The organism is Aliiroseovarius sp. (assembly GCF_030148435.1).
Lineage (GTDB): Bacteria > Pseudomonadota > Alphaproteobacteria > Rhodobacterales > Rhodobacteraceae > JASBTN01.
The window spans coordinates 1-25,320 of record NZ_JASBTN010000035.1 but is presented as its reverse complement, the minus strand read 5'-3'; the positions used below and the strand labels follow the sequence as shown (position 1 = coordinate 25,320).

At 62.4% G+C, this 25,320-nt stretch carries 29 protein-coding genes; 10 read left to right on the top strand and 19 right to left on the bottom strand.

What is annotated here, in order from left to right; translation table 11 throughout:
- Positions 1-7: 7 nt before the first annotated feature.
- The 11 genes from Q1V43_RS06185 to Q1V43_RS06135 all read right to left on the bottom strand — a co-directional run bounded on the left by Q1V43_RS06185 (position 8) and on the right by Q1V43_RS06135 (position 9,944).
- Complete coding sequence (locus Q1V43_RS06185; protein WP_300515319.1) at positions 8-472, bottom strand: PTS sugar transporter subunit IIA; 465 nt, start codon at positions 470-472, stop codon at positions 8-10.
- A 33-nt stretch (positions 473-505) separates the two neighbouring features.
- Positions 506-1,078: a ribosome-associated translation inhibitor RaiA gene (gene raiA / locus Q1V43_RS06180; protein WP_300515317.1), complete on the bottom strand. Its 573-nt coding sequence runs from the start codon at positions 1,076-1,078 to the stop codon at positions 506-508.
- 217 nt (positions 1,079-1,295) lie between these two features.
- Positions 1,296-2,057 carry an LPS export ABC transporter ATP-binding protein gene (gene lptB, locus Q1V43_RS06175; protein WP_300515315.1) on the bottom strand — a complete coding sequence of 254 codons (762 nt, stop codon included), beginning with the start codon at positions 2,055-2,057 and terminating at the stop codon, positions 1,296-1,298.
- Entirely contained in the window at positions 2,057-2,536 is a 480-nt protein-coding gene (gene lptA / locus Q1V43_RS06170) for a lipopolysaccharide transport periplasmic protein LptA (RefSeq protein WP_300515313.1), read from the bottom strand. Before lptA ends, lptB begins: the two co-directional genes overlap by 1 nt.
- Positions 2,537-2,561: 25 nt before the next feature.
- Complete coding sequence (locus tag Q1V43_RS06165; protein WP_300515310.1) at positions 2,562-3,182, bottom strand: hypothetical protein; 621 nt, start codon at positions 3,180-3,182, stop codon at positions 2,562-2,564.
- 80 nt (positions 3,183-3,262) lie between these two features.
- Complete coding sequence (locus tag Q1V43_RS06160) at positions 3,263-3,874, bottom strand: ribonuclease D (protein ID WP_300515307.1); 612 nt, start codon at positions 3,872-3,874, stop codon at positions 3,263-3,265.
- Between the two features lie 63 nt (positions 3,875-3,937).
- Positions 3,938-4,804 (bottom strand): DmsC/YnfH family molybdoenzyme membrane anchor subunit, encoded by an 867-nt coding sequence (locus tag Q1V43_RS06155; RefSeq protein ID WP_300515304.1) that lies wholly within the window; start codon positions 4,802-4,804, stop codon positions 3,938-3,940.
- Positions 4,804-5,604 (bottom strand): 4Fe-4S dicluster domain-containing protein, encoded by an 801-nt coding sequence (locus Q1V43_RS06150; protein ID WP_300515302.1) that lies wholly within the window; start codon positions 5,602-5,604, stop codon positions 4,804-4,806. Before Q1V43_RS06150 ends, Q1V43_RS06155 begins: the two co-directional genes overlap by 1 nt.
- Entirely contained in the window at positions 5,601-8,426 is a 2,826-nt protein-coding gene (locus tag Q1V43_RS06145) for a molybdopterin-dependent oxidoreductase (RefSeq protein ID WP_300515299.1), read from the bottom strand. Before Q1V43_RS06145 ends, Q1V43_RS06150 begins: the two co-directional genes overlap by 4 nt.
- Positions 8,427-8,520: 94 nt before the next feature.
- Entirely contained in the window at positions 8,521-8,823 is a 303-nt protein-coding gene (locus Q1V43_RS06140) for a metalloregulator ArsR/SmtB family transcription factor (protein ID WP_300515295.1), read from the bottom strand.
- 116 nt (positions 8,824-8,939) lie between these two features.
- On the bottom strand, positions 8,940-9,944 hold the full coding sequence (locus Q1V43_RS06135; RefSeq protein ID WP_300515293.1) for a glycosyl transferase family protein: 1,005 nt from the start codon (positions 9,942-9,944) through the stop codon (positions 8,940-8,942).
- A gap of 129 nt (positions 9,945-10,073) precedes the next feature.
- Here Q1V43_RS06135 and Q1V43_RS06130 point away from each other — a divergent pair, with 129 nt between their 5' ends.
- The 6 genes from Q1V43_RS06130 to lpxK all read left to right on the top strand — a co-directional run bounded on the left by Q1V43_RS06130 (position 10,074) and on the right by lpxK (position 15,839).
- Entirely contained in the window at positions 10,074-11,078 is a 1,005-nt protein-coding gene (locus tag Q1V43_RS06130; protein WP_300515290.1) for an ArsJ-associated glyceraldehyde-3-phosphate dehydrogenase, read from the top strand.
- Complete coding sequence (arsJ, locus tag Q1V43_RS06125; protein WP_300515287.1) at positions 11,075-12,322, top strand: organoarsenical effux MFS transporter ArsJ; 1,248 nt, start codon at positions 11,075-11,077, stop codon at positions 12,320-12,322. The genes Q1V43_RS06130 and arsJ overlap by 4 nt, the downstream gene beginning before the upstream one ends.
- A 10-nt stretch (positions 12,323-12,332) precedes the next feature.
- On the top strand, positions 12,333-13,241 hold the full coding sequence (locus Q1V43_RS06120; RefSeq protein ID WP_300515284.1) for an alpha/beta hydrolase: 909 nt from the start codon (positions 12,333-12,335) through the stop codon (positions 13,239-13,241).
- 60 nt (positions 13,242-13,301) lie between these two features.
- On the top strand, positions 13,302-13,547 hold the full coding sequence (locus Q1V43_RS06115; RefSeq protein ID WP_300515281.1) for a DUF4170 domain-containing protein: 246 nt from the start codon (positions 13,302-13,304) through the stop codon (positions 13,545-13,547).
- Between the two features lie 83 nt (positions 13,548-13,630).
- Positions 13,631-14,845, top strand: coding sequence for a glycosyltransferase N-terminal domain-containing protein (locus Q1V43_RS06110; protein WP_300515278.1), 1,215 nt, complete (start codon positions 13,631-13,633; stop codon positions 14,843-14,845).
- Between the two features lies 1 nt (position 14,846).
- Entirely contained in the window at positions 14,847-15,839 is a 993-nt protein-coding gene (gene lpxK, locus Q1V43_RS06105) for a tetraacyldisaccharide 4'-kinase (RefSeq protein WP_300515275.1), read from the top strand.
- 48 nt (positions 15,840-15,887) lie between these two features.
- On the opposite strand, the gene Q1V43_RS06100 is transcribed toward lpxK, so the two are convergent.
- Both Q1V43_RS06100 and Q1V43_RS06095 read right to left on the bottom strand, forming a co-directional pair.
- Complete coding sequence (locus Q1V43_RS06100) at positions 15,888-16,544, bottom strand: DsbA family protein (protein ID WP_300515272.1); 657 nt, start codon at positions 16,542-16,544, stop codon at positions 15,888-15,890.
- Between the two features lie 3 nt (positions 16,545-16,547).
- Positions 16,548-17,039, bottom strand: a complete 492-nt coding sequence (locus Q1V43_RS06095; protein ID WP_300515269.1) for a DciA family protein — start codon at positions 17,037-17,039, stop codon at positions 16,548-16,550.
- A gap of 133 nt (positions 17,040-17,172) precedes the next feature.
- On the opposite strand from Q1V43_RS06095, the gene Q1V43_RS06090 reads away from it, so the two are divergent.
- Both Q1V43_RS06090 and Q1V43_RS06085 read left to right on the top strand, forming a co-directional pair.
- On the top strand, positions 17,173-18,246 hold the full coding sequence (locus Q1V43_RS06090) for an A/G-specific adenine glycosylase (protein ID WP_300515266.1): 1,074 nt from the start codon (positions 17,173-17,175) through the stop codon (positions 18,244-18,246).
- A 54-nt stretch (positions 18,247-18,300) separates the two neighbouring features.
- Positions 18,301-19,440: an alkane 1-monooxygenase gene (locus Q1V43_RS06085; protein ID WP_300515263.1), complete on the top strand. Its 1,140-nt coding sequence runs from the start codon at positions 18,301-18,303 to the stop codon at positions 19,438-19,440.
- Here the strand turns inward: Q1V43_RS06085 and Q1V43_RS06080 are convergent.
- From Q1V43_RS06080 to Q1V43_RS06065, 4 genes are all read right to left on the bottom strand, one after another.
- Complete coding sequence (locus Q1V43_RS06080) at positions 19,430-20,050, bottom strand: glutathione S-transferase (protein ID WP_300515261.1); 621 nt, start codon at positions 20,048-20,050, stop codon at positions 19,430-19,432. The genes Q1V43_RS06085 and Q1V43_RS06080 overlap by 11 nt on opposite strands.
- Positions 20,051-20,185: 135 nt before the next feature.
- Positions 20,186-21,286: a site-specific DNA-methyltransferase gene (locus tag Q1V43_RS06075; protein ID WP_300515258.1), complete on the bottom strand. Its 1,101-nt coding sequence runs from the start codon at positions 21,284-21,286 to the stop codon at positions 20,186-20,188.
- A gap of 128 nt (positions 21,287-21,414) precedes the next feature.
- Positions 21,415-22,119 carry a ribonuclease HII gene (locus Q1V43_RS06070; protein WP_300515255.1) on the bottom strand — a complete coding sequence of 235 codons (705 nt, stop codon included), beginning with the start codon at positions 22,117-22,119 and terminating at the stop codon, positions 21,415-21,417.
- Between the two features lie 69 nt (positions 22,120-22,188).
- Positions 22,189-22,632 carry a hypothetical protein gene (locus tag Q1V43_RS06065; protein ID WP_300515252.1) on the bottom strand — a complete coding sequence of 148 codons (444 nt, stop codon included), beginning with the start codon at positions 22,630-22,632 and terminating at the stop codon, positions 22,189-22,191.
- Positions 22,633-22,797: 165 nt separating this feature from the next.
- Here Q1V43_RS06065 and Q1V43_RS06060 point away from each other — a divergent pair, with 165 nt between their 5' ends.
- Positions 22,798-23,085, top strand: coding sequence for a hypothetical protein (locus Q1V43_RS06060; protein WP_300515352.1), 288 nt, complete (start codon positions 22,798-22,800; stop codon positions 23,083-23,085).
- A 49-nt stretch (positions 23,086-23,134) separates the two neighbouring features.
- Positions 23,135-23,773 (top strand): hypothetical protein, encoded by a 639-nt coding sequence (locus Q1V43_RS06055; RefSeq protein WP_300515349.1) that lies wholly within the window; start codon positions 23,135-23,137, stop codon positions 23,771-23,773.
- A 58-nt stretch (positions 23,774-23,831) separates the two neighbouring features.
- Here the strand turns inward: Q1V43_RS06055 and Q1V43_RS06050 are convergent, their stop codons facing one another.
- Together Q1V43_RS06050 and Q1V43_RS06045 are read right to left on the bottom strand one after the other, a co-directional pair.
- Positions 23,832-24,053 (bottom strand): hypothetical protein, encoded by a 222-nt coding sequence (locus tag Q1V43_RS06050; RefSeq protein WP_300515347.1) that lies wholly within the window; start codon positions 24,051-24,053, stop codon positions 23,832-23,834.
- Positions 24,054-24,594: 541 nt separating this feature from the next.
- Positions 24,595-25,155: a recombinase family protein gene (locus Q1V43_RS06045; protein ID WP_300515249.1), complete on the bottom strand. Its 561-nt coding sequence runs from the start codon at positions 25,153-25,155 to the stop codon at positions 24,595-24,597.
- Between the last annotated feature and the right edge of the window lie 165 nt (positions 25,156-25,320).

The following is a 25,320-nucleotide window of genomic DNA, read 5'->3' as shown; positions in this document are numbered from 1 at the left end:
GCCTGAGTCAGGCGGCTTTGGTGTTTTGTGATTCGGTTAGCAGAGCGTGTAGCGTGGTCGCGTCCCCATTGGCACGCAGCTTGGCGCAGACGGCGCTGTCACGCATGGTGCGCGAGACCAGCGCCAGCGCCTTCAGATGTTCGACCCCTGACCCCTCGGGCGCGAACAGGGCGAAGATCAGGTCGACCGGCTGTTTGTCCACCGCGTCGAAATCGAAAGGCTTCTCCACACGGATGAAGGCACCAATCACTTCGGTGATGCCCACGATGCGAGCATGGGGCAGAGCCACCCCGTGGCCCACGCCGGTGGGCCCGAGGTTCTCGCGTTCCTGCAAGGCGGAAAAAGCTGTAGCGCCGTCAATGCCATGGCTGGTGGCCACCATATCGCCCAGCTCCTGAAACAGGCGCTTTTTCGACGTGACCGTGCCCATGACTTTCACGGCCTCGGGCCGAAGAATGTCCGAAAGTTCCATCTCGATGTCCTTGCGGCCCGTGGCCTCTGGCGCTTACGCGTCCTTCGGGTCGATCCAGCCGATATTGCCGTCTTCGCGGCGGTACACGACGTTCACGCCTTCCGTTTTTTCGTTGCGGAAGACCAGAACGGGAGCGTGGGCCAGTTCCATCTGCATCACCGCTTCACCAACCGACAGCGACGGAATACGGGTTTCCATCTCGGCGATGATCATCGGGTTCAGCGTGGCGTCCACGGCCTCGTCATGACCTTCTTCTGCTGCGAGGATATACGAGGCTCCGCCAAAGACTTCAACCGGGTCGACACGATCCTTGTGGTGGTCCTTCAACCGGCGCTTGTAACGGCGGAGCTGTTTCTCCATTTTTTCGGTACAATCGTCGAAGGCGGCGTAGATTTCGGTCGAATGGGCCTTGGCCTGGGCGGTCAGGCCGGTGGACAGGTGCACGACGGTCTCGCACACGAATTCATGGGCATTTTTCGAGAAGATCACCTGCGCGTCAGTCGGACGTTCGGCGTATTTCGCCACCACGTCACCCAGCTCGTTTTTCACGTGGGTTTGAAGCGCTTGACCTATCTCGATCTGTTTGCCGCTGATTTGATACTGCATCCTGTCTCCTCTTGGGTTAGCAGGTCACGTTACCCGCCGGCCCATCATGGGCCACGGGGGTTCCTATCCGTTTTCTGATTGAGTTTCCAGACCGTCCCGAAGCCTTCGGGAGCGCCTGGTGCATGGCCCTTTGGCCATGGCACGAACGGGGAAAGGCTTGTTCATGCATTACCTGTATTTGGCGACGAGTCGGGGGGGAATGTCAATGACCGGACCCTCAGGAAATCTTGAAATTCTGGCCCAGGTAGACCCGGCGCACATTCTCGTCGCGCACAACTTCGTCGGTGGTGCCGCTCATCAGAACCCGCCCGTCATGAAGGATGTAGGCGCGGTCCACGATTTCGAGTGTTTCGCGCACGTTGTGGTCGGTGATCAGGACGCCGATACCACGATCCTTGAGGTCGTGGACCAGGGTGCGGATTTCGCCCACGGCAATCGGATCGACACCGGCAAAGGGTTCGTCCAGAAGCAGGTATTTCGGGTCTGCAGCCAGACAGCGAGCGATTTCCACCCGGCGGCGTTCACCGCCCGACAGGGCCAGGGCAGGGGCGCGGCGCAGGTGGCCGATGGAAAACTCGCTCAACAGTTCTTCGAGCCGTTCGCGGCGCTTGTGGCGGTCCCGCTCGGCCACTTCGAGGATGGCAAGGATGTTGTCCTCGACATTCAGCCCGCGAAACACGCTCATTTCCTGCGGCAGGTAGCCGATGCCGTATTTGGCACGGCGGTACATCGGCAGAAGGGTCACGTCACGCCCGTCGATGATCACCTGCCCCGCCTCGGGTGTCACCAGCCCGGCGATGGAATAGAAGGTCGTGGTCTTGCCCGATCCGTTCGGGCCCAGCAGCGCCACGACCTCCCCGCGGTTCAGTTCCATCGAGAAATCGAGGATCACCGGCTTCTTGCGGTAACTCTTGCGCAGCCCGATCACGCGCAGTCCCGCGTCTCCATCGGCGACGCTGAGTTCGGGGTGGCCCGCCATCACTCCCCTCCGGGCTGCAGGATCGTCTTCACGCGCCCGTCCATCTGGCCGGTACCCGCGGTCAGATCGACGGTCAGCCGGTCCCCTGACAGCGCATTCTGGCCCTGGGTCAGGATCACGCTGCCGGTCATCACGACCTGGGCGCTGGTCACGGTGTAGACGGCGTCGACCGCCTCGGCCGCCTCGGCGCCATTGACCAGGGTGACACCGCCGGTGGCATGCAGCCTAGAGATCTCGCCGGTGGAGCCTTCGCCGGTCACGTATTCCACCCGTACCTTTGCGGCGGACAGACGCATTTCCCCCTGCCCGATTAGCACGTCGCCGGTAAATACGGCGGAACCGTCCGACTGATCTATGGTCAATTGTTCCGCAGTGATTTCAATGGGAAGGGAGCTGTCATGCTTGAGCCCGCCGAAGGCGATCTGCGCCCCTTGGGCGAGAGCCGGGGTAAACGCAGACAGGGCCAGCGTTGCGGACATCACAATTGCAAGAAGACGTTTCAAATCACCGATCTCCCGGACCTTTCGGCACATATACCAGTTTCACCCCGTCCTTGAAAACCAGAAGATAGGTCGAAGCGTCCGCTTCTGCGGGTGCGATGCGCGCCTGCCCGGCATCCAGGGTTCCCAGCGGCCCGGTGGCACGCACGGCCCCGTCGCTTTCCAGCTCGGTCCGGTCGAGTTTCGATGTCAGGCCCTTCGTGTCGATCCGGTACTCGGTAGATGTGGTCACAACCACGCCGCCAGACATGGTCAAAAGGCTTGCGCCACCATCGACCAGCGCATTTGCCGCCTTGATATCCACCTGTGCGCCATCCGGAGTCTCGATCCGCGCTGTCAGGACTTCGGCACTGAGCCCATCTGCACCATCGGGCAGGGGCCGGGCGGTTTCGGCCTTGATCGACACTGCCGCGCCATCCTGTGTCACACCGGAAAAGGCCGGTGCCGAGATACGTTGATCGCGCACCAGCCCTTCGACATCCACATTGGCAAAGGGGATCGCCCGGCTCGGGTCGATGGTGCGCGAGATCAGGAACATGGTCGACAGCAGAACCAGCGCGATGACCGGCAGCAGCACCTTCAACCACGCGACCACGCGCGAGTACGTATTGTCATATGTGGCCATCGCCCTGCCTTTCGCAGGATATGTAGCATCCCGCACAGCGTTTCCAATGGGTTGGCCCGTATGGCCCCCCTATCGGCGGATCAATGCGCGAAAATGTCCTGCTCCGGCCAACCGGCAAGATCCAGCTGCGCGCGTGCCGGCAGGAAATTGAAACAGCTCTGCGCGATTTCGGTCCGGCCCTCGCGTTCCAGAAGCACATCCAGCTTTTCACGCAGACGGTGCAGGTACAGAACATCCGAGGCGGCATAGTCCAGCTGCGCCTCGGTCAGTTTTTCGGCGCCCCAGTCGCTCATTTGCTGCTGCTTGGAGATATCCACTTTCAGCAGGTGGTCCAGCAGGTTCTTGAGCCCGTGGCGATCAGTGTAGGTGCGCACCAGTTTCGAAGCGATCTTGGTGCAATAGACCGGCGCAGTAACCACGCCGAAAGCGTTCAGCAGGGCAGCAATGTCGAAGCGGCCGAAGTGAAAGATCTTCAGCACGTTCGGGTCGGTCAGCATACGCTCCAGATTCGGGGCCGTGCTCTGGCCCTTTTCGACCTGCACCATATGTGCGTTGCCGTCGCCGCCGGACATCTGCACGACACACAGGCGGTCGCGATGCGGGTTCAGACCCATGGTTTCGCAGTCGATGGCCACGACCGGCCCCAGGTCCAGCCCGTCCGGCAGGTCGCGTTTGTAGAGGTGATTGGCCATGATGAAGCCCCTTATTCCGTTCGCCTCGTGATAGGCGCAAGCGGGCCAGGGATCAACGATGGATCACCGTCCGTAATAGCTCGCCACGACATGTTCGGCCTGGGCAAAGAACAGCCAGCGCGAAGCAGCCACCCCGATCACGTGCAGAACCACCGCGATCAGGGCGGTCAGGTGGCCGGCGGGCAGGGCAAGAAGCAACAGGGCGGGCAGGGCGCCAACGCAGAGCGTCGCGATCATGCGCAGTTTCTGCACGTGCTTGCGGCCGACCTGGAAGGCCATCTCGTCCAGGATATAGTTGCGCGCGGTATGGGCACTTTCCAACAGGCGCACCTGGCCGATTTCACCCAGCCCGGTGGCCGCGCCGAGATCACCGGTGGTTGACCGGCCATCGCCCTGTTTCCACGCCAGAAGCTGCGCGCCGGTCACGATGAGGGTCAGCACGCCGGCCAGACTTGCCTGACCGGCCAACAAGGCACCGCCAGCCCCGGCATAGAGCAGGAACAGCACCGGTGTCAGCGGCATGTGCCAGCGCGCGATGGTCTTCAGTTGGGTGTAGATCATCGAGGTTGTAAAGACGGTCAGCACGGCAAAAACAGAGCCTATCGCACCCAAAAGTGCCAGCTCCATGTCCAGAAAAACCCGTCCGATCGCAACCGGCGCAAAGGTCAGAAGGGTCGCGACCGCCATGATCCCCTCACGCGACAACCACGAGCTGCGCCACTGGCTGAACGCATAGATCGCGTTCCTGGGATTGCCCAGGTGGAAGGTCGACGCCAGCAGCCCGGTGCAGCTGAGCGCATAGGCCATGGCAAAGAAGACGAAGGCTACCCAGCCGGAAACATCCGGCAGACCCAGCCCCAGGAAAGCAAACAGGCCGAAGCCAAGGCCGGACAGGGTGGTGAAGATGATGACGGAGGGGGCGGGATGCATCAGACCTTCTCACTTTCTTGCACCGTTTCCTGCACCGTCTCCTTGGTCGGGAGCCGGTCCCCCTTTCCGGGGATGCGGCCGAGCGCCTTGTCGAGCCAGCCCAGAAACCCGCTGGCTTCGGTCGCGACCGGCTTCAACGCGGGCACGTCCATCTCGTCCTTGGGCCGGGGTGGCAGGTATTTGTTTACCGGGCGGGTGCCCTGTTCCGGCATCAGGTCGAACCCGCCACGGTCGGCGACCAGTTTCGAGACATCCGAGTTCGGATCGCCCAGATTGCCGAAATGCCGTGCACCGGAGGGGCAGGTGCGCACGCAGGCGGGTACGCGATCTTCCTCGGGCAGGTTCTCGTTGTAGATACGGTCCACACAGAGCGTGCATTTCTTCATCACACCGGCGTCGCGGTCCAGTTCGCGTGCGCCATAGGCGCAGGACCAGGCGCAGAGGCCGCAGCCGATGCAGCGGTCCTCGTTCACCAGAACGATCCCGTCCTCCTCGCGCTTGTAGCTCGCGCCGGTCGGGCAGACGGTCACGCAGGGCGCGTCCTCGCAATGCAGGCAGCTCTTCGGGAAATGCACGGTCTGGGCGGATTTGCCCTCGGGCTGGACTTCGTAGCTGAACACGCGGTTCAGGAAGGTGCCCTGGGGATCCGCGCCATAGGGGTCGATATCCGACAGCGGCACGCCATAGTTCTGCGTGTTCCAGCCTTTGCAGGCGGTCACGCAGCCGTGGCAGCCGACACAGGTGTCCAGGTCGATGACCAGGCCCAGCTTCTTCTGGGTCGAGGAGGGCAGGCAGGTCATATCTTCCTCGCAACCTTGGCGGGGCCTTTGCCCACGGGGGATTTGATCGGTGGATGCGCGGGCTGCGATTCCGCAGGTTTAGGCACTGCTTTTTCGATTTTTACGCGCAGGTCGAACCAGGCGGCCTGGCCGGTGACAGGGTCCGAATTCGCCCATCTGAGCCCGTCGCCCTTGGGCGGTTGCAGCTCGTGAATCAGGTGGTTCAGAAGAAAGCCTTCGCCCGCCTCCGATGCGCCCTCGTCCAGCGCCCAGGCGCCCTTGCGCTTGCCGATGGCGTTCCAGGTCCAGACGGTGTTTTCATTCAGCCCGGCCTGATGGGCGACGGGCACGGTGATCGACCCGTGGGCGGATGTTACCACCGCATAGTCGCCCTCCTCGAACCCATGGGCATCCCAGAGTTTCGTAGGAAGATAGAGACTGTTCTTGCCGGTAATCTGCCGAAGCCACGCGTTCTGCGTCCCCCAGGAGTGATACATGTGCATCGGTCGCTGGGTCAGGGCGTGGATCGGGAATTCATCCGTGTCGATATTGCCGTCCTCGAACGGTTCATACCAGATCGGCAGCGGGTCCATGGTGCGCCGCACACGCTCGCGCAGATGCTCGGGCGGTTGCACCGCGCCATGACCTTCGGCGGCCAGCTGGAACTTGCGCATCGGCTCGACGTAGAGGTTGAAGACATAGGGTGCCTCGGCATCGAACAACCCGCGTGCCACGGCCCATTCCTGATACCCCTTGTTCCAGGGTTTGTAGAAGGTGGCCTCATCCGGGACATGCGACACCCAGAAACCGCCGTTTTCGATATAGCGGTCGATTTGGGCCGGGTTAGGGTCTCCTCGACCATCGCCGGTGCCGTCCTCACCCCGGAAACCGGCCAGCGGCCCGACACCCGGGCGCCGTTCGTGGTTCACGATGTAATCGGCATAGTCCTCATACTTGGGCCAGCCCTCGTCGCAGACGAAACCGGGCAGCCCCAGCTTGGCGCCGAGCTGCAGCAGCACCGTCTGGAACCCGCGCACGTCGCGGTCGGGTTCGACCACCGGCCAGCGGATCGCATCCGCCGCGCCGTCGGCCTCGCAGATCGGACGGTCCAGCAGCGAGATACAGTCGTGCCGCTCCAGATAGGTCGTGTCGGGCAGGATCAGGTCGGCATAGGCGACCATCTCGGAGGAATAGGCATCGGAATAGATGATGCGCGGGATGACATATTCGCCATCCTCACCCTTGTCGGTCAGCATGCGCATGACCTCCGAGGTGTTCATGGTCGAGTTCCACGCCATGTTGGCCATGTACATGAACAGCGTGTCGATCTTGTAGGGATCACCCGCATGGGCGTTTGAAATCACCATATGCATCAGCCCGTGGGCCGACATCGGGTTTTCCCAGGTAAACGCCTTGTCGATGCGTTTCGCGCGGCCCTCGTCATCCAGCAGCAGGTGTTCCGGTCCCAGCGGGTAGCCCAGGTGCGGGCCGTCCAGCGGCTGGCCGGGGGTGACACCGGCATGCGGACGCGGATGCGCCTCGGGCGGCTTGGGGTAGGGCGGCTTGAAGCGGAACCCGCCGGGCACTTCGACCGAGCCCAGCAGGATCTGCAACACATGCAGCGCGCGGCAGGTCTGGAACCCGTTCGAATGGGCCGAGATTCCACGCATCGAATGGAAGCTGACCGGGCGGCCGATCATCTTGTCGTGCCTCTCGCCCTTCCAGTCGGTCCAGGGCTGGTCGATCACGATTTCTTCTTCAAAGGCGACGCGGGCCAGCTCGGCGGCGATCGACTTGATCCTGGTGGCGGGTACGCCGGTGCGCGCCTCGACCGCTTCGGGCGCATAGTCCGGCGACAGGTAACGGTCCGCCATCAGCTGGAACACGGTGCGATGGGTCACGCCCTCTTCGACGAACTGTCCGGCCAGGTCCGGCGTGATCGCGGGGCAATCGTAATCCATCAGAATGCCGGTCTCGCGTGCCAGCACCTGTGGCTTGCCGCTCTTGCCGCGCAGAAACAGACCCCGTTCGGGCGAGTTCGGGTCTTCATTCACTATGAAGCCCGCGTTGGTGTAACGGCAGAGGTAGTTCAGATCGACCTTGCCCGCCGCCATCAGTTCATGCACCAGCGCAAGGATGAACAGCCCGTCTGTGCCGGGGGTGATCCCCACCCATTCATCTGCAATCGCGTTGTAGCCCGAGCGGATCGGGTTCACGCCGATCACCTTGGCACCGCGTTCCTTGAGCTTGCCCAGTCCGATCTTGATCGGGTTCGAATCGTGGTCCTCGGCCACGCCGAACAGCATGAACAGCTTGGTGCGGTCCCAGTCCGGCTGGCCGAATTCCCAGAAGGCCCCGCCCATCGTGTAAATCCCGGCAGCGGCCATGTTAACCGAACAGAACCCGCCGTGCGCGGCGTAGTTCGGTGTGCCATAGGCCTGGGCGAACCAGGAGGTAAAGCTCTGGCTCTGGTCGCGACCTGTAAAGAAGGCGAGCTTCGACGGATCGGTCTTGCGCAGCGGTTCCAGCCAGCCGGCGGCAATGTCCAGCGCTTCGTCCCAGGAAATCTCCTCGAACTCGCCGGACCCGCGCGGCCCCACGCGTTTCAACGGCGCGCGCAGGCGCGAGGGGGCATAGTGCTGCATGATCCCCGAAGACCCCTTGCCGCAGAGCACACCCTTGTTCACCGGGTGGTCGCGGTTGCCTTCGATATAGGCGACCTGCCCGTCCTTCATATGCACGTTGATTCCACAGCGGCAAGCGCACATGTAGCACGTGGTCTTGCGCACCTCGTCGGATACAGGCGGCGAAGTGTCGAAGTAGAACTGGCTGGCCTTGCTCATCGGTGGTCCATTGCGCATTGGATTATCGGAGCTTGAGAAAACCAGCCGCAGGCGCAATACGGTAGGTCCAGATCAGGGCGTAACTATATCCAGATTAGCAGTCATCGGCACAATACACGCGGTAGAGTGTTTCAATCACTGCCAGGGCTTCGGGCGATGAGAAGGTGTAAAACACCGATTGCGCCTGTCTGCGGGCCGATACGAGCTTTTCACCTCGCAGCTTGGCCAGCTGCTGGCTGACCGTGGACTGGCCAAGCCCGGTTTCCTCCTGCAGCTGGGAAACGGATTTTTCACCCTCGACCAGCTTGCACAGAATCAGAAGGCGCTTCTGGTTCGACAGAATGCGCAGAAGGTCGCTGGCCTGCTCGGCCGTAGCACTGAGTTCGTCGATGTTCACGCGCGTCTCGGCTCCCGTTGATTTTCTCCAAACTGGCCGAACTTCAAGGGATTTGTCAAATCGAGCCGGGATTTGAGCCGGGACTTGGGTCGGGACTTGGGCATGTCACCGTCGACTCAACGCTGTCCCGGGATCCGCCCCTTGTCACGGGCTGCCCAGATTCCATTGGCCAGGGACTGAGCCGCCGCCATGCTGTCGGCCTTGCCCATGGTCTTCAGCGCAATCGCCATGGTGCCGGTGATCGCGGCGGTGGCGTAGGCGCTTTCCTCGCTTCCTGCCCAGATGGCAGAGAGCCGGGTGACGTCCATGTCCTCGTCTTTTGGCGCGTGGCCGTCCTCCAGCAGGGCGGGCCAGGTGTCTACCTCCGCTTCGGCAGTGCCACGGGTGGTCCAGACCTGGGTCGGCTTGTTCGGGCGACGTTCCGCTTCGCCGCCGTCACCGCGGAACACGGACATGGCCGGTTCATTCATCAACTGGGCCGCGCCCGCGTGGATGTCCATGAAGCCGCGATGGAAAATGCCGAGGATCGACGCCTTGGCGTTGAAGGGGTTCAACATGCGGGTAAAGCTGTGCACCGGGCTGCGCAGGCCCAGGATCGGACGCAGGTTGATCAGCTCGCGCAGCCGTTCGGACAGGATTTCCAGCGGCACATAGGCGAAACCCGTGGCGCGAATGTTCGCGGCGGCCTCATCGAACGACCCACACACGTCAATGCCCAGATGTTCCAGCACCTCGCGGGTATAGACCCGTCCCGGCGTGTGCCCTTCGGTCCCGTGCATGAAAACGCGGTAGCCTGCCCCCACAAGTGCCAGAGCGGACAGGATGCAATAGGGAAGCTGCACACGTTTTCCCGCATAGGACGACCAGTCCAGATCGACCTCCGGCAGGTCCGCGGGCAGGTCGAATCGCGCCTTGGTGCCCATGGCGAACCCGGCGATTTCCGAGGGGGCCTCTTCCTTCAGGCGCAGAAGCATCAGAAAGGCGCCGACCTGTTCGGGATGGGTCTCGCCGGCCAACAGCATCTCCATCGCCTCGCGGCTTTCCTCGACCGTCAGATGCCGCTGCTTGGTCTTTCCGCGCCCAAGAATGGCGACGAATTTCGAGAACGGATGCTGTGTCATGAGGGCCCCCTGTTGCACTGGGCGCAAACTGGCATTGCGCGCGGGCTTGTGCAAGGTGATGGGGATTGTCACAACACTGTTACGTGAGGAGCCTAAGCCGCCCTGAATGATCCGAACCGGAGAAGACCCATGACCCGTATCGCAATCAATGGCCTTGGCCGCATCGGCAAACTCGTTCTGCGCGCGCTGCATGATACCGGGATCCCGGGTGAGGTCGTGCTGATCAACGAGCCGGTTGGCGATGCGCATCTGCACGCGCACCTGTTCGAGTTCGACACGGTGCACGGTCGCTGGGAGGCAGACATCAGCCACGACGAGGACAGCATCACGGTGAACGGCCAGCAAATGCGCCTGACCAACCACTGGACGCTGGAAGAACTGCCGCTGGAAGAGATGGGTGTGGAGCTGGTGATCGACTGCACCGGCGCTTTCAAGACGAACGGGAAACTGGCGCCCTATTACGCCGCCGGGGTGAAGAAGGTGGTGGTGTCCGCGCCGGTGAAAGAGCCGAACGCCGCCAATATCGCCTATGGTGTAAACCACCACATCTATGACGGCCACGACCTGGTCACGGCGGCCTCCTGCACCACCAACTGCCTGGCGCCGGTGGTGAAAGTGGTGTTGGAGAGCCTTGGCATCAAACACGGCTCCATGACGACGATCCATGATGTGACCAATACGCAGACCATCGTCGACAGGCCGCACAAGGACCTGCGCCGTGCGCGGTCGGCCCTGAATTCGCTCATTCCGACCACGACGGGCTCGGCCAGGGCGATTACCCAGATTTTTCCCGAGCTGACCGGCAAGCTGAATGGTCACGCCGTGCGAGTGCCGCTGCTGAACGCCTCGCTCACCGACATGGTGTTCGAGCTGGAGCGTGACACCACCGTCGAGGAGGCCAACGCGCTGTTCAAACAGGCCGCCGAGGGCGCGTTGCAGGGCATCCTGGGCTATGAGGAGCGCCCGCTGGTCTCGACCGACTACACCCACGATCCGCGCAGCGCGATCATCGATGCGCTGTCGACCATGGTGGTGAACGGCACCCAGCTGAAGGTCTATGCCTGGTATGACAACGAATGGGGCTATTCCTGCCGCCTGGCGGATGTGACCCGCATGGTGGCGGCGGACCTGTGAGCAGACCCGAAGGCCTGTCCGCCTATATCGCCGTCACGGCGGCGTACTGGGCCTTTATGCTGACCGACGGCGCTTTGCGCATGTTGGTCCTGTTGCATTTCCACACTCTGGGATTCTCTGCCCTTACGCTGGCCTGGTTGTTCCTGCTCTACGAATTCATGGGCGTGGTCACGAACCTGTCGGCCGGCTGGATCGCCGCGCGGTTCGGCCTGACCGCCACGCTCTATGCGGGTCTATCCCTGCAGATTGTGGCCCTTGGCGCGCTGTCACAGCTCTCACCTGAATGGGCTGTGGCCTTCTCGGTCGTCTACGTGATGGTGGTGCAGGGCCTGTCCGGCATTGCCAAGGATCTGGCCAAGATGTCGTCCAAGTCGGCGGTGAAACTGCTGGCGCCGAGCGGGCAGGGCGGGCTGTTCAGATGGGTCGCCGTGTTGACCGGGTCAAAGAATGCCGTGAAAGGCCTGGGCTTCCTGCTTGGCGCCGCGCTGCTGGCGCTCTGGGGGTTTACGGTTTCCGTCGTCGGCATGGCGGCGGTATTGATCGCGATACTTGTCGCGGTGGCCCTGTTCATGCCTTCGGGCCTGCCAAAGGGCTCTAAATCAGCCAAATTCAGCCAGGTCTGGTCCAAGGACGCCAACATCAACCGCCTGTCGCTGGCGCGCATGTTCCTGTTCGGCGCGCGGGACGTCTGGTTCGTTGTCGGCATCCCGATCTATTTCTACGGCGTGCTGTCGGATAGCTCGCCCGAAGGCAACCGGGCCGCGTTTTTCATGATCGGCAGTTTCATGGCGGTCTGGATCATCGCCTACGGCGCGGTGCAGGCCTGGGCGCCCAGGCTTCTGCGTGCTGCCGAGCGGCCGGAAGGCGAAATGACCCATGCCGCGGCCACCTGGGTGGGGCTATTGACGCTTGTCATCGGGTTGCTGGCGATCCTGTCGCTCTTCCCCGGTCCCTGGCTGACCCCGGTGCTGGTCCTGGGCCTGCTGGTTTTCGGCTTCGTCTTTGCGGTGAACAGTTCCGTGCACAGCTACCTGATCCTTGCCTTTACCTCGCATGAACGCGTCACGATGGATGTGGGTTTCTACTACATGTCCAACGCGGCGGGGCGGCTTGTTGGCACGCTCCTGTCGGGGCTCAGCTACCAGATCGGCGGGCTGCCGCTGTGTCTGGGAACGGCGGCGGCGATGGCGGGCGCCAGCTACCTGTCCGCACGCAGGCTTGCCGCGGGGCAGGGTCCGGCATAGCGTGGCGCCTATGGATTACAAAACGCTGATCGACGCCGAGACCTGGGCCTTCATCCACCGGACGGGGGAGTTCTATCCCCCTGATGCCACGGACATGTCCATCACGGACCAGCGCCGTGTCTACGATGAGATGAGCGCAGCCTTTCGGCAACCCAAACCGGAAGGCGTTTCCTGCCGGGATAGAGACTTTTCCGGCGTGCCTTGTCGGCTCTATCAGGTAAACGGGGCCGACACGACCGTGGTGTTTTTTCACGGTGGCGGTTTCGTGGTTGGCGGGCTGGACAGCCATGACGATGTCTGCGCCGAGATCTGCGTGCGTACCGGGTTCCGGGTGCTGGCCGTGGACTACCGCCTCAGCCCCGAACACGAACACCCGGCCGCTTTCAATGACGCGATCGCCGCGACGCGACACGCCGCTGAGACCTGGCCGGGAACGCTGCTTCTGTGCGGGGACAGCGCGGGCGGCAACCTTGCCGCGGCCACGGCTCATGCGCTGCGGGGCGAGATCGATTTTGCCGGTCAGGTCTTGATCTATCCCGGCCTGGGAGGGGATCACGACGCGGGCTCCTACCTGGATCACGCCGATGCCCCAATGCTGACCCGGGACGAAGTCCTTTACTACATGGCCATTCGCGCGAATGGTCCGGACGACCCGACCGCCGCGCCTCTGCGGGACACCGATTTTACCGATCTGCCCAGGACTGTCACCGTCGCTGCCGAATGTGATCCGCTTGCCGACGATGCGCGGGTCTATGCCGCGCGGATCGCCGCTGCCGGTGGTCAGGCCCATTGCATCGGGGAACTCGGCCTGACCCACGGTTATTTGCGGGGCCGCACCACCGTGACCCGGGCGCGGGACAGTTTCGGCCGCATAGTTTCCGCACTCTCTGCGCTGGGCGCCGGAACCTGGCCCTTCTGACCTTCCAACCCGCGCGCTGTTGCCTTAGGTTGCGCACAAACGGTCAAGAAGGGGACAAAAATGACCCAACGTTTGCATCTGGTTTTCGGCGGCGAGCTCGTAGATCCCACCAAGAATGTATTCAAGGATGTCGAAGCGATCGAAGTGGTTGGAATCTTTCCGGACTACGACAGCGCCTATGACGCCTGGAAGGCGAGCGCCCAGCGCACCGTCGACAATGCGCATATGCGTTTTTATATCGCCCACCTGCACCGCCTGCGCGAGGAAGAGGCCGAGGCCTCCCCGACCGAGGAACTGGGCAGCTGAACCGCCCCAGGGGGTTCTCACCCGGATTGCAGCTGCTGTTGACCCAGCAGCGCAGGCGGGGTTTGCCCTGGGCGCATCAGCAATTGGTTATCCGCAGCGAGGCCGGGCAAGAAGAACCCGCCCGCGGGCCTGAACGTCTGGGCGAGGCCTCTCTGCCCCGCCCCGAAGGGCCGCTGGTCTGGTTCCACACCGGTGGCGAAAGCGAGGCGATGGCCCTGCCGGAGCTGATCGCCCGCCTTGGGCTGGAGCGCGAGGACCTGAACATGTTGGTCACAACCGAACGTTTCAGCCCCCATCACCAGCTTGAAGCGCTGCTGCCGCAAACGGCCTTGCACCAATATGCGCCCTACGAGGTGCCGCAGGCGGTCGAAGCTTTTCTGGAGCACTGGAAACCGGATCTTGCGGTCTGGGCGGATCGGTCCCTGCACCCGGTCATGCTGAGCGGCATGGCAGAGGAAAACCTGCCCGTGGTGATGATTGACGGGCGCATGCCGGACGAGGCCGGTCAGCGCTGGAGGTGGCGGCCCGGCATGGTGAAAGTGCTGTTGCGGCAGTTCTCGCATATTCTGGCCGCTGATGCGCAAAGTGCGCGCAACTTGCGGCGACTGGGGGCGTCGAGCCATCGGGTAGAACTGTCCGGGTATCTGCAGGAAGGCAGCGCGCCGCTCCCTTACGTGGAGAGCGAACGCGACTATCTTGCCGACATCTTTGCGGCACGCCCCGTGTGGCTGGCGGTCAGTGTTGCCCCGGGGGAAGAGACCCTGATCATCGAAACCCATCGACAGGCATCGCGCCGATCGCATCGTTTGATGTTGATACTGGTGCCGGAGTGCAGCTCGGATGGGCCTGCCCTGGCGGCGCGCCTGCATGAGGACGGCTGGCGTGTCGCGTTGCGCAGCACCGATGATGAACCCGGCGCGGATGTGCAGATCCTGGTGGCCGACCAGCCGGGGGAACTGGGGTTGTGGTATCGCCTGGCGCCGGTCACGGTCATGGGGCAGACCTTCGAAGGCCAGGCGCCGCGCAATCCGCATGAGGCGGCCGCGCTGGGTTCGGCAATCCTGTTTGGCCCGCACCCGGCCCGGTTCGGTGAACGGTTCAACCGCCTGGCCGAAGCGGGTGCGGCCCGGCGGGTACCGGATAGCTCGAAGCTGGGGGATGAGCTTGAGGCGCTCCTGTCACCGGAACGGGCGGCCACGATGGCTGCGGCTGCCTGGGAGGTTTCGACCTCCGGGGCCGAGGTTTCCGACCGGATCTGCGAGCTGATCATGGACACTCTGGACCGGCGGGGAGTCTGACATGCGCGCGCCCTTGTTCTGGTTCACCCCACCCGACCGCCCGGACTGGCGTGCGCGCCTTCTGGCCCCGCTGGGAAGGCTCTATTCCATCGCAACAGCACGTCGTCTGGCCCGTGGTGGAGGCTACCGGGCCGGGGTGCCGGTGATCTGTGTGGGCAATATCAACGCGGGCGGCACCGGCAAGACCCCGACCGTGATTGCCCTGGCCCAGCACCTGGGCGCGAAGGGGATCACGGTCCATGCCGTGTCGCGTGGATTCGGAGGCTCCGAACAGGGGCCGCTGCGGGTCGAGGAACGCAAGCACTCCGCCGCCCGGGTGGGTGACGAACCCCTGTTGCTGGCCGCTTTCCTGCCCACATGGGTGGCCAAGGACCGCGTGACCGGCATCAAGGCAGCCGAGGCCGCGGGCGCGCAGGCGATCCTGATGGATGACGGGTTTCAGAATCCGGGCGTGGACAAGGACCTGTCCATTGTCGTGGTGGATGCGGTGAAGGGGTTCGGCAACGGGCGCTGCATCCCGGCGGGCCCCCTGCGCGAACCGGTGCATGCGGGTCTCTCCCGTGCGGAACTGCTGCTGTCAATCGGTCCGGACGCCGCGCAGGCCGGTTTTGCAGCGACATGGCCCGACCCGCCCTGCGCGCATGTCACGGGCCATCTGGAGCCACTGATGACCGGCATGGATTGGAAGGGGCTCGACGTGCTGGCCTTTGCCGGGATCGGCCATCCCGAGAAATTCTTCGCCACCCTGCGTGCCCTGGGCACGAACCTGCACCGGGCCGAGGCGCTGGGCGATCACCAACCCCTGACCGAGGCGCTGATGCGACGGCTCGAGATGGAGGCCTTTACTATCGGCGCGCAGCTGGTCACGACGGAAAAGGACGCAGTGCGCCTGCCCGCGGCCTTCCGGCCCAAGGTGCTGAGCGTGCCGGTGCGTCTGGAGCTGTCGGATTGGGGGCTGTTAGATGCGGAATTCGACCGGATCGGGCTGAATTAGGCTCTGATCGGTGGGCAAGGCGCCGCCCCGCCCACCGGGAGTTCCGGGTCACATGCCCAGCTTTTCGTCGAGGATCGCCTTCAGGTCCTCATAAGACATGTTCGGATGTTTCTCGCCGTCGATCATCAGGGTCGGGGTGGCATTGATCTCGTCCGCTGCCGCGTTCTTCTGATAGGCGGCGACCATGCTTTCGGCCATGTCGCGGTCGTTCAGGCACGCCTCCATCTCTTCGTTGCTCATGCCGGCCTTGCGGCCCAGCGCCTTGAGGTTTTCCAGCACCTCTTCCGGGTCGCCCGAGCCGATCCAGTCGCGTTGTCCGCGGTACAGAAGATCATTCACGCCGTAGTAGCGGCTTTCGCCGCCGCAACGGGCGATCAGGCCGGCCCAGAGGCCAAAGCGGTCAAAGTACACCTCGCGGTGGATGAACCTGACCTTGCCGGTATCTACATACTCCGCCTTCAGCGGGACGGCGCTATCGACATGGAAGTTGGCGCAATGGGGGCAGGTGTAGGAGGCATATTCGATCAGAGTGACCGGCGCATCCGGGTCGCCCATAACGATATCGGCGGCCGGGGTCACATCGTCTTCCGCGGCCATCGCCGGAGAGAACCCGGGCAATCCGCCATCATTGCGGGTCATCAGGTATGCCCCGCCGCCAAAGGCGACCAGCCCTCCCAGGGAAAGAGTAAATGCACGACGGTCCATAATTCAGCCTTTTCTGTTGTTCTGCCGGGATAGAATGTTCTGACCCAGCCGTTCGAGGGCATCGCGCAGGGTGTCATCCTGCACGGGTGCGGCGGTCTTGGCCGCCTTCGCCCTGACCTGCGGGGTCATCTGTTTTTCCGGCTTTGGAGCCGGTGTGAATTGTGCCTGCCCCTCGGCAAAACCGGTGGGTGCGGTCTGGGTGATGCGCACGCGGGCAATGGCGGCGTAGCCGTAGACAGCATTGACCTTCTCGCGCAGCTGTTCCTTCTGCATTTCCAGCATCGGGGCCTGCGCCCCGGTGGTCAGCACGGTCAGTGTGGCGCCAAACCCTTCACGGCCGTATTTCACGTCCACGGGCCGGGCGACGCTGGCGGTCTGGTCGCCGACGATCTCGGCCCAGTGGGTCAAAAGGCGCGACACGGCAAAGCCCCGGCTTTCACCGACCTTGCGGATCCGCGTGGTCAGCAAAGACGCGGTGCGCTCGAACCCGCGCATGCGGCGTTCGGGCTTTTTCGGGGGCTCATTTGCGCCCCGTTTTGCACTATGTCTGGCGTCCTTCGTCATGGCCGCTATTCTATGGGTCCGGCGGCGCTATGCCATAACAATCGGCAGAAGGGTAAAAAAATATATGCGTGATTGCGGAGCGTCCCCGTCTTCTGCCGAATTGCTGGACTGGTACGACCGTCATGCGCGGGTGCTTCCCTGGCGGGTCTCCCCCGCTGATCGCACGATGGGAGTGGTGCCCGACGCTTACGCGGTCTGGCTGTCCGAAGTCATGTTGCAACAGACCACCGTGGCCGCCGTGCGGGACTATTTCACCCGGTTCATGACGCTTTGGCCCACCGTGCAGGATCTGGCCGCGGCTTCGGATGACCGGGTCATGGGGGAATGGGCCGGGCTGGGCTATTATGCCCGGGCACGCAACCTGTTGAAATGCGCGCGCGAGGTTACTGCGCGCGGCGGATTCCCTGACACACGCGCCGGGCTGATGGAGCTGCCGGGCATTGGCCCCTATACCTCAGCCGCGATTGCCGCGATTGCCTTTGATCGGACCGAGACCGTGGTCGACGGCAATGTCGAACGGGTCATGGCACGGCTGTTTCACGTCGAGACGCCCCTGCCCGCCGCCAAGCCGGAGCTGACAGCGCTGGCCACCGGCCTGACACCGGCGGACCGACCCGGGGACTACGCCCAGGCCGTGATGGATCTGGGGGCCACGATCTGCACGCCAAAAAGCCCCGGATGCGGCATCTGTCCGTGGAATAGTGACTGTTTGGCCCGAGCGGCCGGTGTGCAGGCCACTCTGCCCAAAAAGACGCCAAAGAGGCCGAAACCAACCCGCTACGGCATCGCATATCTGGCGCGCCGCGAAGATGGCGCCTGGCTGTTGGAGCGCCGCCCGGACAAGGGGCTGTTGGGGGGCATGCTGGGCTGGCCTGGGGCGCAATGGGGCGACACGCCGTGCGAGGCGCCACCGATCACTGCCGACTGGCAGGATCCTGGCGCCGAGGTGCGGCACACCTTTACCCATTTCCACCTGCGCCTGTCGCTGCGCGTGGCTGAACTGCCGCCGGATGCCAAACCCGACCGTGGTGCCTTTCAACCCGTGCGCGCTTCAGACCTGCCCACGGTGATGCGCAAGGCTTACGAGCTTGCGCGCTCCACCTTGACGCCCCCTGTGACGCCCCCTGTGCCGCATTGAGATCAAAGAGGTTTTCCTGTAAGCCACGCGCCGGGGGTAGAAGAGAGGTCCGTCATGGTTCCCGCGTCCAAAGTTTCGAAACTGTCCAGCGCCCTGCCTTTTGCCCTGTCGCTGTCCCTTCTGCCCACGGTCTGGCTGGCGGCGACCCAAGGCGGCTGGTTCCTGCTGCTGCCGCCGATGGGCACCTGGTGGCTCTATGCCATCCTGGATGCCACCCTGGGCCGCAATTCGCGAAACCCGGATGTCGGAACCCCTGAGAAGGAGCTGTTCTGGTACCGTTTGATCACCTGGATCTGGCTGCCCATTCAGGTCGTGCTGATCTATGCGACGATCTGGTATGTGACCGGCGCGGGGCATCTGGACCTATGGGAGAAATTCGGCGTCTTTTTCGGGGTCGGCGTGCTGACCGGCGCGGTGGGGATTGTCTACAGCCACGAATTGATGCACCAGTCCAATCGGTTCGAGCGCTGGCTGGCGGACCTGCTGCTGGCCACGGTGCTCTATTCCCATTTCCGTAGCGAACACCTGTTGGTGCATCACCCCCATGTCGGTACGCCCCGCGACGGCGTGACCGCGCGTTACAACGAAGGGTTCCACCGCTATTTCTTCCGGGTGCTCGGGACCGGTCCGGGATCGGCCTGGCGGGCGGAAAAGGCGATGCTGGCGCGGCGCGATCTAAGCGCCCTGGACGCCGCGAATCCGTTCTGGCGCTATGGTACGCTGCAAATGGTGGCGGTGATCCTGGCGGTGATTTTCGGCGGCTGGCTGGGCCTTGCCCTGTTCTTCTGGCAGGGTTTCATCGCGATCTGGCAGTTGGAACTGACCAACTATGTCGAACATTACGGGCTGACCCGCAAACATCTGGGCGATGGCAAATACGAACCCGTGCGGCCGCACCACAGCTGGAACTCGGACCAGATGGCGTCGAACTGGCTCTTGATCAACCTGCAGCGCCATTCGGACCACCACTACAAACCCGCGCGCCGTTTCCCGCTGTTGCAGACCTACCCGGATCACGAGGCGCCGCAGCTGCCCTATGGCTATCCGGTCATGACTGTGGCGGCGATGATCCCGCCCCTGTGGCGGCGCGTGATGAACAAGCGCGTGCGCAAGTGGCGTGGCATGTATTACCCCGAGATCACCGATTGGGCGCCCTACAAGGCGGGCACCCTGCCGTCGCCGGTCATTCGTTAGGCCAGTGGACGGGTGCATCGCCCGGCTGCCAGGCCGGACGTTTCTGCATGACGTTGGCCAGCCGGTCGGAGGCCAGAAAGGTCTCTAACCAGGCGGAAACACGCGGCGTGGCTTCGGTGTCGAACCGTCGCTTGTCGATCATGGCAAACTGCCGGACGAAGGGCAGGATGGCGAGATCGGGCAGGCAGGGGCGGGTGCCGAACAGCCAGCCGTCGGAAAGCTGCGGCTCCAAAGCGCCGAGCATCTCCATCGCCACAGCGCGGGTTTGTTCCGGGTCACTCTCCGGATGGCGCACCGCGTATTTCGTCAGGTCGAGCGCGTGTTTGAACTCCCCGTCGAACCGCGCAGTCAACTCCGGTGCGGGCTCGGTGAGCAGTCCCTCGGGGTCGTTCTGGCCCAGCGCCCAGAGCATGATGTCCAGGCTCTCATCCAGCACGCCGCCCGCCACCAGACAGGGCACCGTCGCGCTGGGCGAGGCTTCCAGAAAGGCCGCAGGCTTGTCGCGCAACACCACCTCGCGCAGTTCAACCGTCACCCCGGCGCTGGCCAGGGCCAGGCGGGCGCGGATCGCGTAGGGGCAGCGGCGGAAGGAATAGAGCACCGGGGTCATGCCCCCATAGAGGACAAAAAAAGCCCCGCCACAAGGGCGGGGTCAGTTAGGTAGTGCCGTGGATGGGCCACAGGCACTGGCGGTACCTCGGGTGTGGGGGGTCTTGCGCCCCCCTGCCAATTCAATTGTCGTGGATCAGTTCATTTCCGCGCGGATCTGCTGACGCAGCACGTCGATCGGCACACGTTTGCCGTCCTGCTTGAAGTGCCAGTAGGTCCAGCCGTTGCAACTGGGCGCGCTTTCCAGCGCCGCGCCGACCTGATGGATCGAACCGCGCACGTCATCGGAAATCAGCGTGCCATCAGCGCGCACCTTGGCCGTCTTGCCACGCGGGCTGACCAGCATCTCGCCCGGGCGCAGCATGCCGCGTTCGACCAGTTGGCCGAAGGGCACGCGCGGTTCGGCGCGTTTCGACGGCGTGGTGGTCAGGGCTTCCTTGTCGAACTTGCGAATTTTCGAAATGCGTTTCTCGGCGACTTTGCGATAGTTTTCCTCGCGCTCGATGCCGATGAAATCGCGGCCCAGCATCTTGGCGACCGCGCCGGTGGTGCCGGTGCCGAAGAACGGGTCCAGGATCACGTCACCGGGGTTGGTGCAGCCGACCAGCACGCGATGCAGCAAAGCCTCGGGTTTCTGGGTCGGATGGGCCTTGTCGCCGTTTTCGTCTTTCAGCCGCTCGTGCCCGGTGCAGATCGGAATGACCCAGTCCGAGCGCATCTGAACGCCTTCGTTCAGCGCCTTCAGCGCCTCGTAGTTGAACGTGTATTTGGCGCCCTCGGCCTTCGAGGCCCAGATCAGCGTTTCATGGGCGTTGGTAAAGCGTTTGCCACGGAAATTGGGCATCGGGTTCGACTTGCGCCAGACCACGTCGTTCAGGATCCAGTAGCCCTGATTCTGAAGCTCGGCACCCATGCGGAACACGTTGTGATAGGAGCCGATGACCCAGATCGCACCATTCGGTTTCAGCACACGGCGCGCGGCTTTCAGCCAGGCGCGGGTGAAGTCGTCATAGACGCGGAAACTGTCGAACTGGTCCCAGTCGTTGTCGACCGCGTCGACCTTGGAATTGTCCGGGCGGTGCAGCTCGCCTTTCAGCTGCAGATTGTAGGGCGGATCGGCAAAAATCAGATCGACGGAATTCTCCGGCAGACTGTTCATCACCTCGATGCAGTCACCATCCAGAATCTGGTTCAGGGGCAGCTGTACAGCCGCTTTTGTTTTGGTCTTCGTCGTCATGTCTGCCTCATTGTACCGGCGTGTTTTCACGCTCAGGGGATCGGTGCATTCGCACTCGTTTTGGTGGGTCCAGAATGAGTCAGGAGAGATTCGCCGTCAAATTCTTTTTTGAATCAACGGCTTACGATTTACTCTTGATACAAGATATTGTGGATGGGTTTGAACGAACGCCTATGGTGTGGGGTCACACCAAGATTTCGCAGCCCCTCCATATGTGCTTTGGTCCCGTATCCGGCGTTTTTTTCCCACCCGTAACCGGGGTGCTGTTGCGCCAAATCCACCATGACACAATCTCGACATATTTTGGCCGCAATTGAGGCCGCCGCGATCGACAATGAACGGGCGTCGCCCTTGATGATTGTTTCGTTGGAAACAGCCAGACCGCGCGGGACCTGATTCCCGTCGATCAGCACGTGGTCAGGTGGGATCTTCAACCCGGCCACTGCACGTTCCATCGCCAAATGCGAGGCGCGCAGGATATTGATCTCGTCGATCTCTTCGACCGAGGCATGGGCGATCGAGACCTCGGCCATGTCGAGGATCTGCGCATGGAGCGCCTCGCGCCGTTTTGCGGTCAGTTTCTTGGAATCGTTCAGCCCGGGTGGGATGCGCGCCGGGTCCAGGACGACGGCGGCGGCAGTGACCGGACCGGCCAGCGGACCGCGGCCCACCTCGTCCACACCGGCGATACGGGGAAAGCCGCGATCCATCGCGGCTTGCTCGAAACTGAAATCGGGGCTCTGTTTGTCCATGTCCTCCTGTCGCGTATCTGCGGGAAGGGGGCAAGAAAAAAGGCGGGAGGCGACGCCCTCCCGCCAGGCTGACCCCCGCACATCACTCTCGCGCAGGGGCCAAAGGCGCGGCCAGGTTTCAGGGGATACGCACCGCGCTCGTAGTTGTTGTCACCGGCGACCGGCAACCCAATAGCCTTCGCGGCGCAGGCAGCGCGGGTTGAAAACTTCGCGGCGCACGCGATCGCCGTGGCGGTTGCGGATCCTGATCTGGGTTTCGCAGCGGGCCGGCAGGCGGCTGGCAAAGCGGTAATTGCGGTCCAGGCAGCGCGCGCCAAAGTAGCGGCGCGTACCGTCACGGGTTTCGAACCGCTGGAGGCAGCGGGCAGGCAGAGCCTTGCGGCTCGGGCGATCCGGGCGGTACAGGTCGCGGCCACGGTAGCGGTCGCCACGATTGTCATCAATGATCGCACCGACGATCGCCAGGCCCAGAAGGGCGGCCACCCAGGCATCGTTGTTGCCATTGGCTTTTGCGGGGGTGGCGCTGATCGGGCTGAGCGCGAGGCCCAGGCTCAGGGTCACGGTCGTGGCAAGGCGGGCAAAGGGGGTCATCATCGTCGTTTCTCCTGTTGGGGCATGGCAGCATGCATTCGGGATGGGACAACGATGCGGGAGGAGCGCTCTGCCAAACAATATCGGCCCCTTGTCATGGCATAACAATGCGCCGAACCCCCTTTTGTTATTGAATAACTGCCCTTCGCCACGCAGGATCGCCTCATGATGAAACATGCACTCCTCTCCCTTGGCCTGATGGCCGCGATGGCCCTGCCGGCACAGGCCGGTTGCTTCGCGGACTACAAGGCCAAGCGCGACAACCCGCTGAAACTGCACTATGGTGTGATCGAGCTTCCCGAGACGGCCTGTGGATCGAAGCGGGCCGCCGCCCAACAGATTGCCGGGCGGATTTCCCGGGACGGCTGGACCTTGCTGAACGTGCTGGGCATATTCGACGCAAGCGGATTGAATCAAAGGAAAGACAGTGCCGGAGCCTACTTCCTTCGCTTCTGAAGCCCGCCGCCTGCCAGCCCTGGTTGGCGCCCGGGTCGTGCCGATCGGCATGGTGGTGATTGTGGCCATCCTGCTGGTGGCGGCCGTTCTTCTTTTCGTCAACCTGCCGGATGCGAACGCCTTCAATGCACGGGTGGAGCAGATTTTCATCCAGAACGACGACCTGACCTCGGGCGCCGAGATCAAGCTGCTGGAAATCCTGGCGCAGTCGGGCACGGCGTTTGCCGATACCCTGACCAGCTACCGTGTGGTGATTTTCGTGCTGTTGATCTTTTCCACCGCCCTGCTGGTCGCCGCGCTGGTGTTCCTGACCACCATCATCGGGCTCAACCGCCGTATGGGAGAGATCGAGCGGGCAGGTATCCAGGTGAATTCGCTGCTGATCTCGCGCGAAGAGCGCACGGTCTATCTGAACAATATGGAGTTCACCCTGACCGAAGCGGCGATCGAAACCCTGTCCGTCCTCGCCGAGGCGCGCATGGATGACGACGTTCTCTCGGGCGCCGAACTGGAGGCGATCGTGTCGGGCCGTGATGCGTCGGACTGCGAAGAGGCCGCCGGAGCAACCCGGATCAAGCGCTTGCGCGATGCGCTGGGCAATCAGCTGATGTCCGAGCTTCTGGTCAAGACCATCGCCCGGCGCGGCTATATGCTGTCCATCGACAAGGACGTGATCCGCATGGTCTGACCCCAAGCTGACTTAACTGTAGTGGTTCAGCGCTCAGTCCGCAGCCGCATGCGCTGGTTCACAGTTTGGAGCACCTGCGGGCGATCCTCTTCAGCTGCTTCTCGTACGGGATGTCCTTCGCCACCAGTTTTGCCTGGATTCTTACGCATTTCCTCACGTTTCCGGACAACTCCTGTGTCCCTCCGCTGACTTGGGATACGACTGCAAATCCGAGCATTACGATGGCCGCCGTCAGGACAAGCCAATCCACTGACACGGCACCCGTCTCCGAACGCAGCAATCTCCGCCACGCGAAACAGGATTTCCGTTTCTGATCACATCCATTTCCGTCAGGAATTTCGACGCCGGGGCGACTTGACGAACTGCTCTTCTTCCAAAGTGTTTTCTGATCCATTGATATGCCTCAGATTGAGTTTGTCTAAAAAGCAATATTCGTCAAACTGGGCGAAGCTGTGTCCTTTATGGGGAAAGTTTTATGAAAACTATACTCATGGTGGTAACTCACTCGGAGCACCCCAATTGAGTTGAACATATTCCGCCATTGGGACGGATGCTCCCCCAATTCCAAGACGACAAGCGAAGTTTATGTTACCCCTTGTGTCACCCCTAAAGGGACCAAGAAATCCGTAACACATTGGTATGTTGTGGCTTTTTCGGGATGAGTGGTGCCCAGGAGAGCCTTCATCCTCGTATTTTGATCACATAAGTTACTACAAAAAAACGATACACTGATCTCGAGAGATTGGTTGCGTTTGGTACTTTGTTCTACGTTTTGTTCTACAGCATCAGGATACCATTTTCTAGCAACACTGAGGCGCCTGTTAGGGCCATTTCATGTTGCGGACCCATCCGTCACTTGATGCTTTAGGCGCTCTCAGGCGGGCTTCTGTGCGCTCTCTGAGCGCTTTCAGCGCCCGATAAACGCTGACACGGCTAATACCCATCTCATTGGCGATCTTAGTTGGTCCAAGGCCCTGACGATGCAGTTCCATGACCTTCCCAGGATCAATGGAGGGCTTTCGACCTTTGTAGACACCTTTGGCTTTTGCCTTGGCGATCCCTTCGGCCTGACGTTTACGGATGATCGAACGCTCAAACTCGGCAAATGCGCCCATCAGGTGAAGTTGCAGCTTCGCAAATGGGTCATTGCTGGCAGGGGCAAATGTCAGATTCTCAGACAGGAACGATATGGACACGTTCTTCTCATTGAGGGTTTGGATAACGGATTGCAGGTCACGAAGATCACGTGCCATGCGATCAATCGACCAGACCACGACTTCATCACCATCGCGGGCGAAGTCGATCATACTTTGCATTTCAGGACGATCCTTTGCTGATGCCCCTGATAGCTTCTCTTCAAAGAGCTTATCGACATCCCCCAAGTCCTGACGGTCTAGGTTTTGGTCGATGCTGCGACACCAGCGTCACGGATCGCCGATCTCGCGCGGGCCTTGGCCACGTGATCACGCCATTCCACAAGGTCCGGATTTTTGTGGCCAGCGATCCGGTGGACTTCCGCAAGGGCCATGATGGGCTGGCCGCTTTGG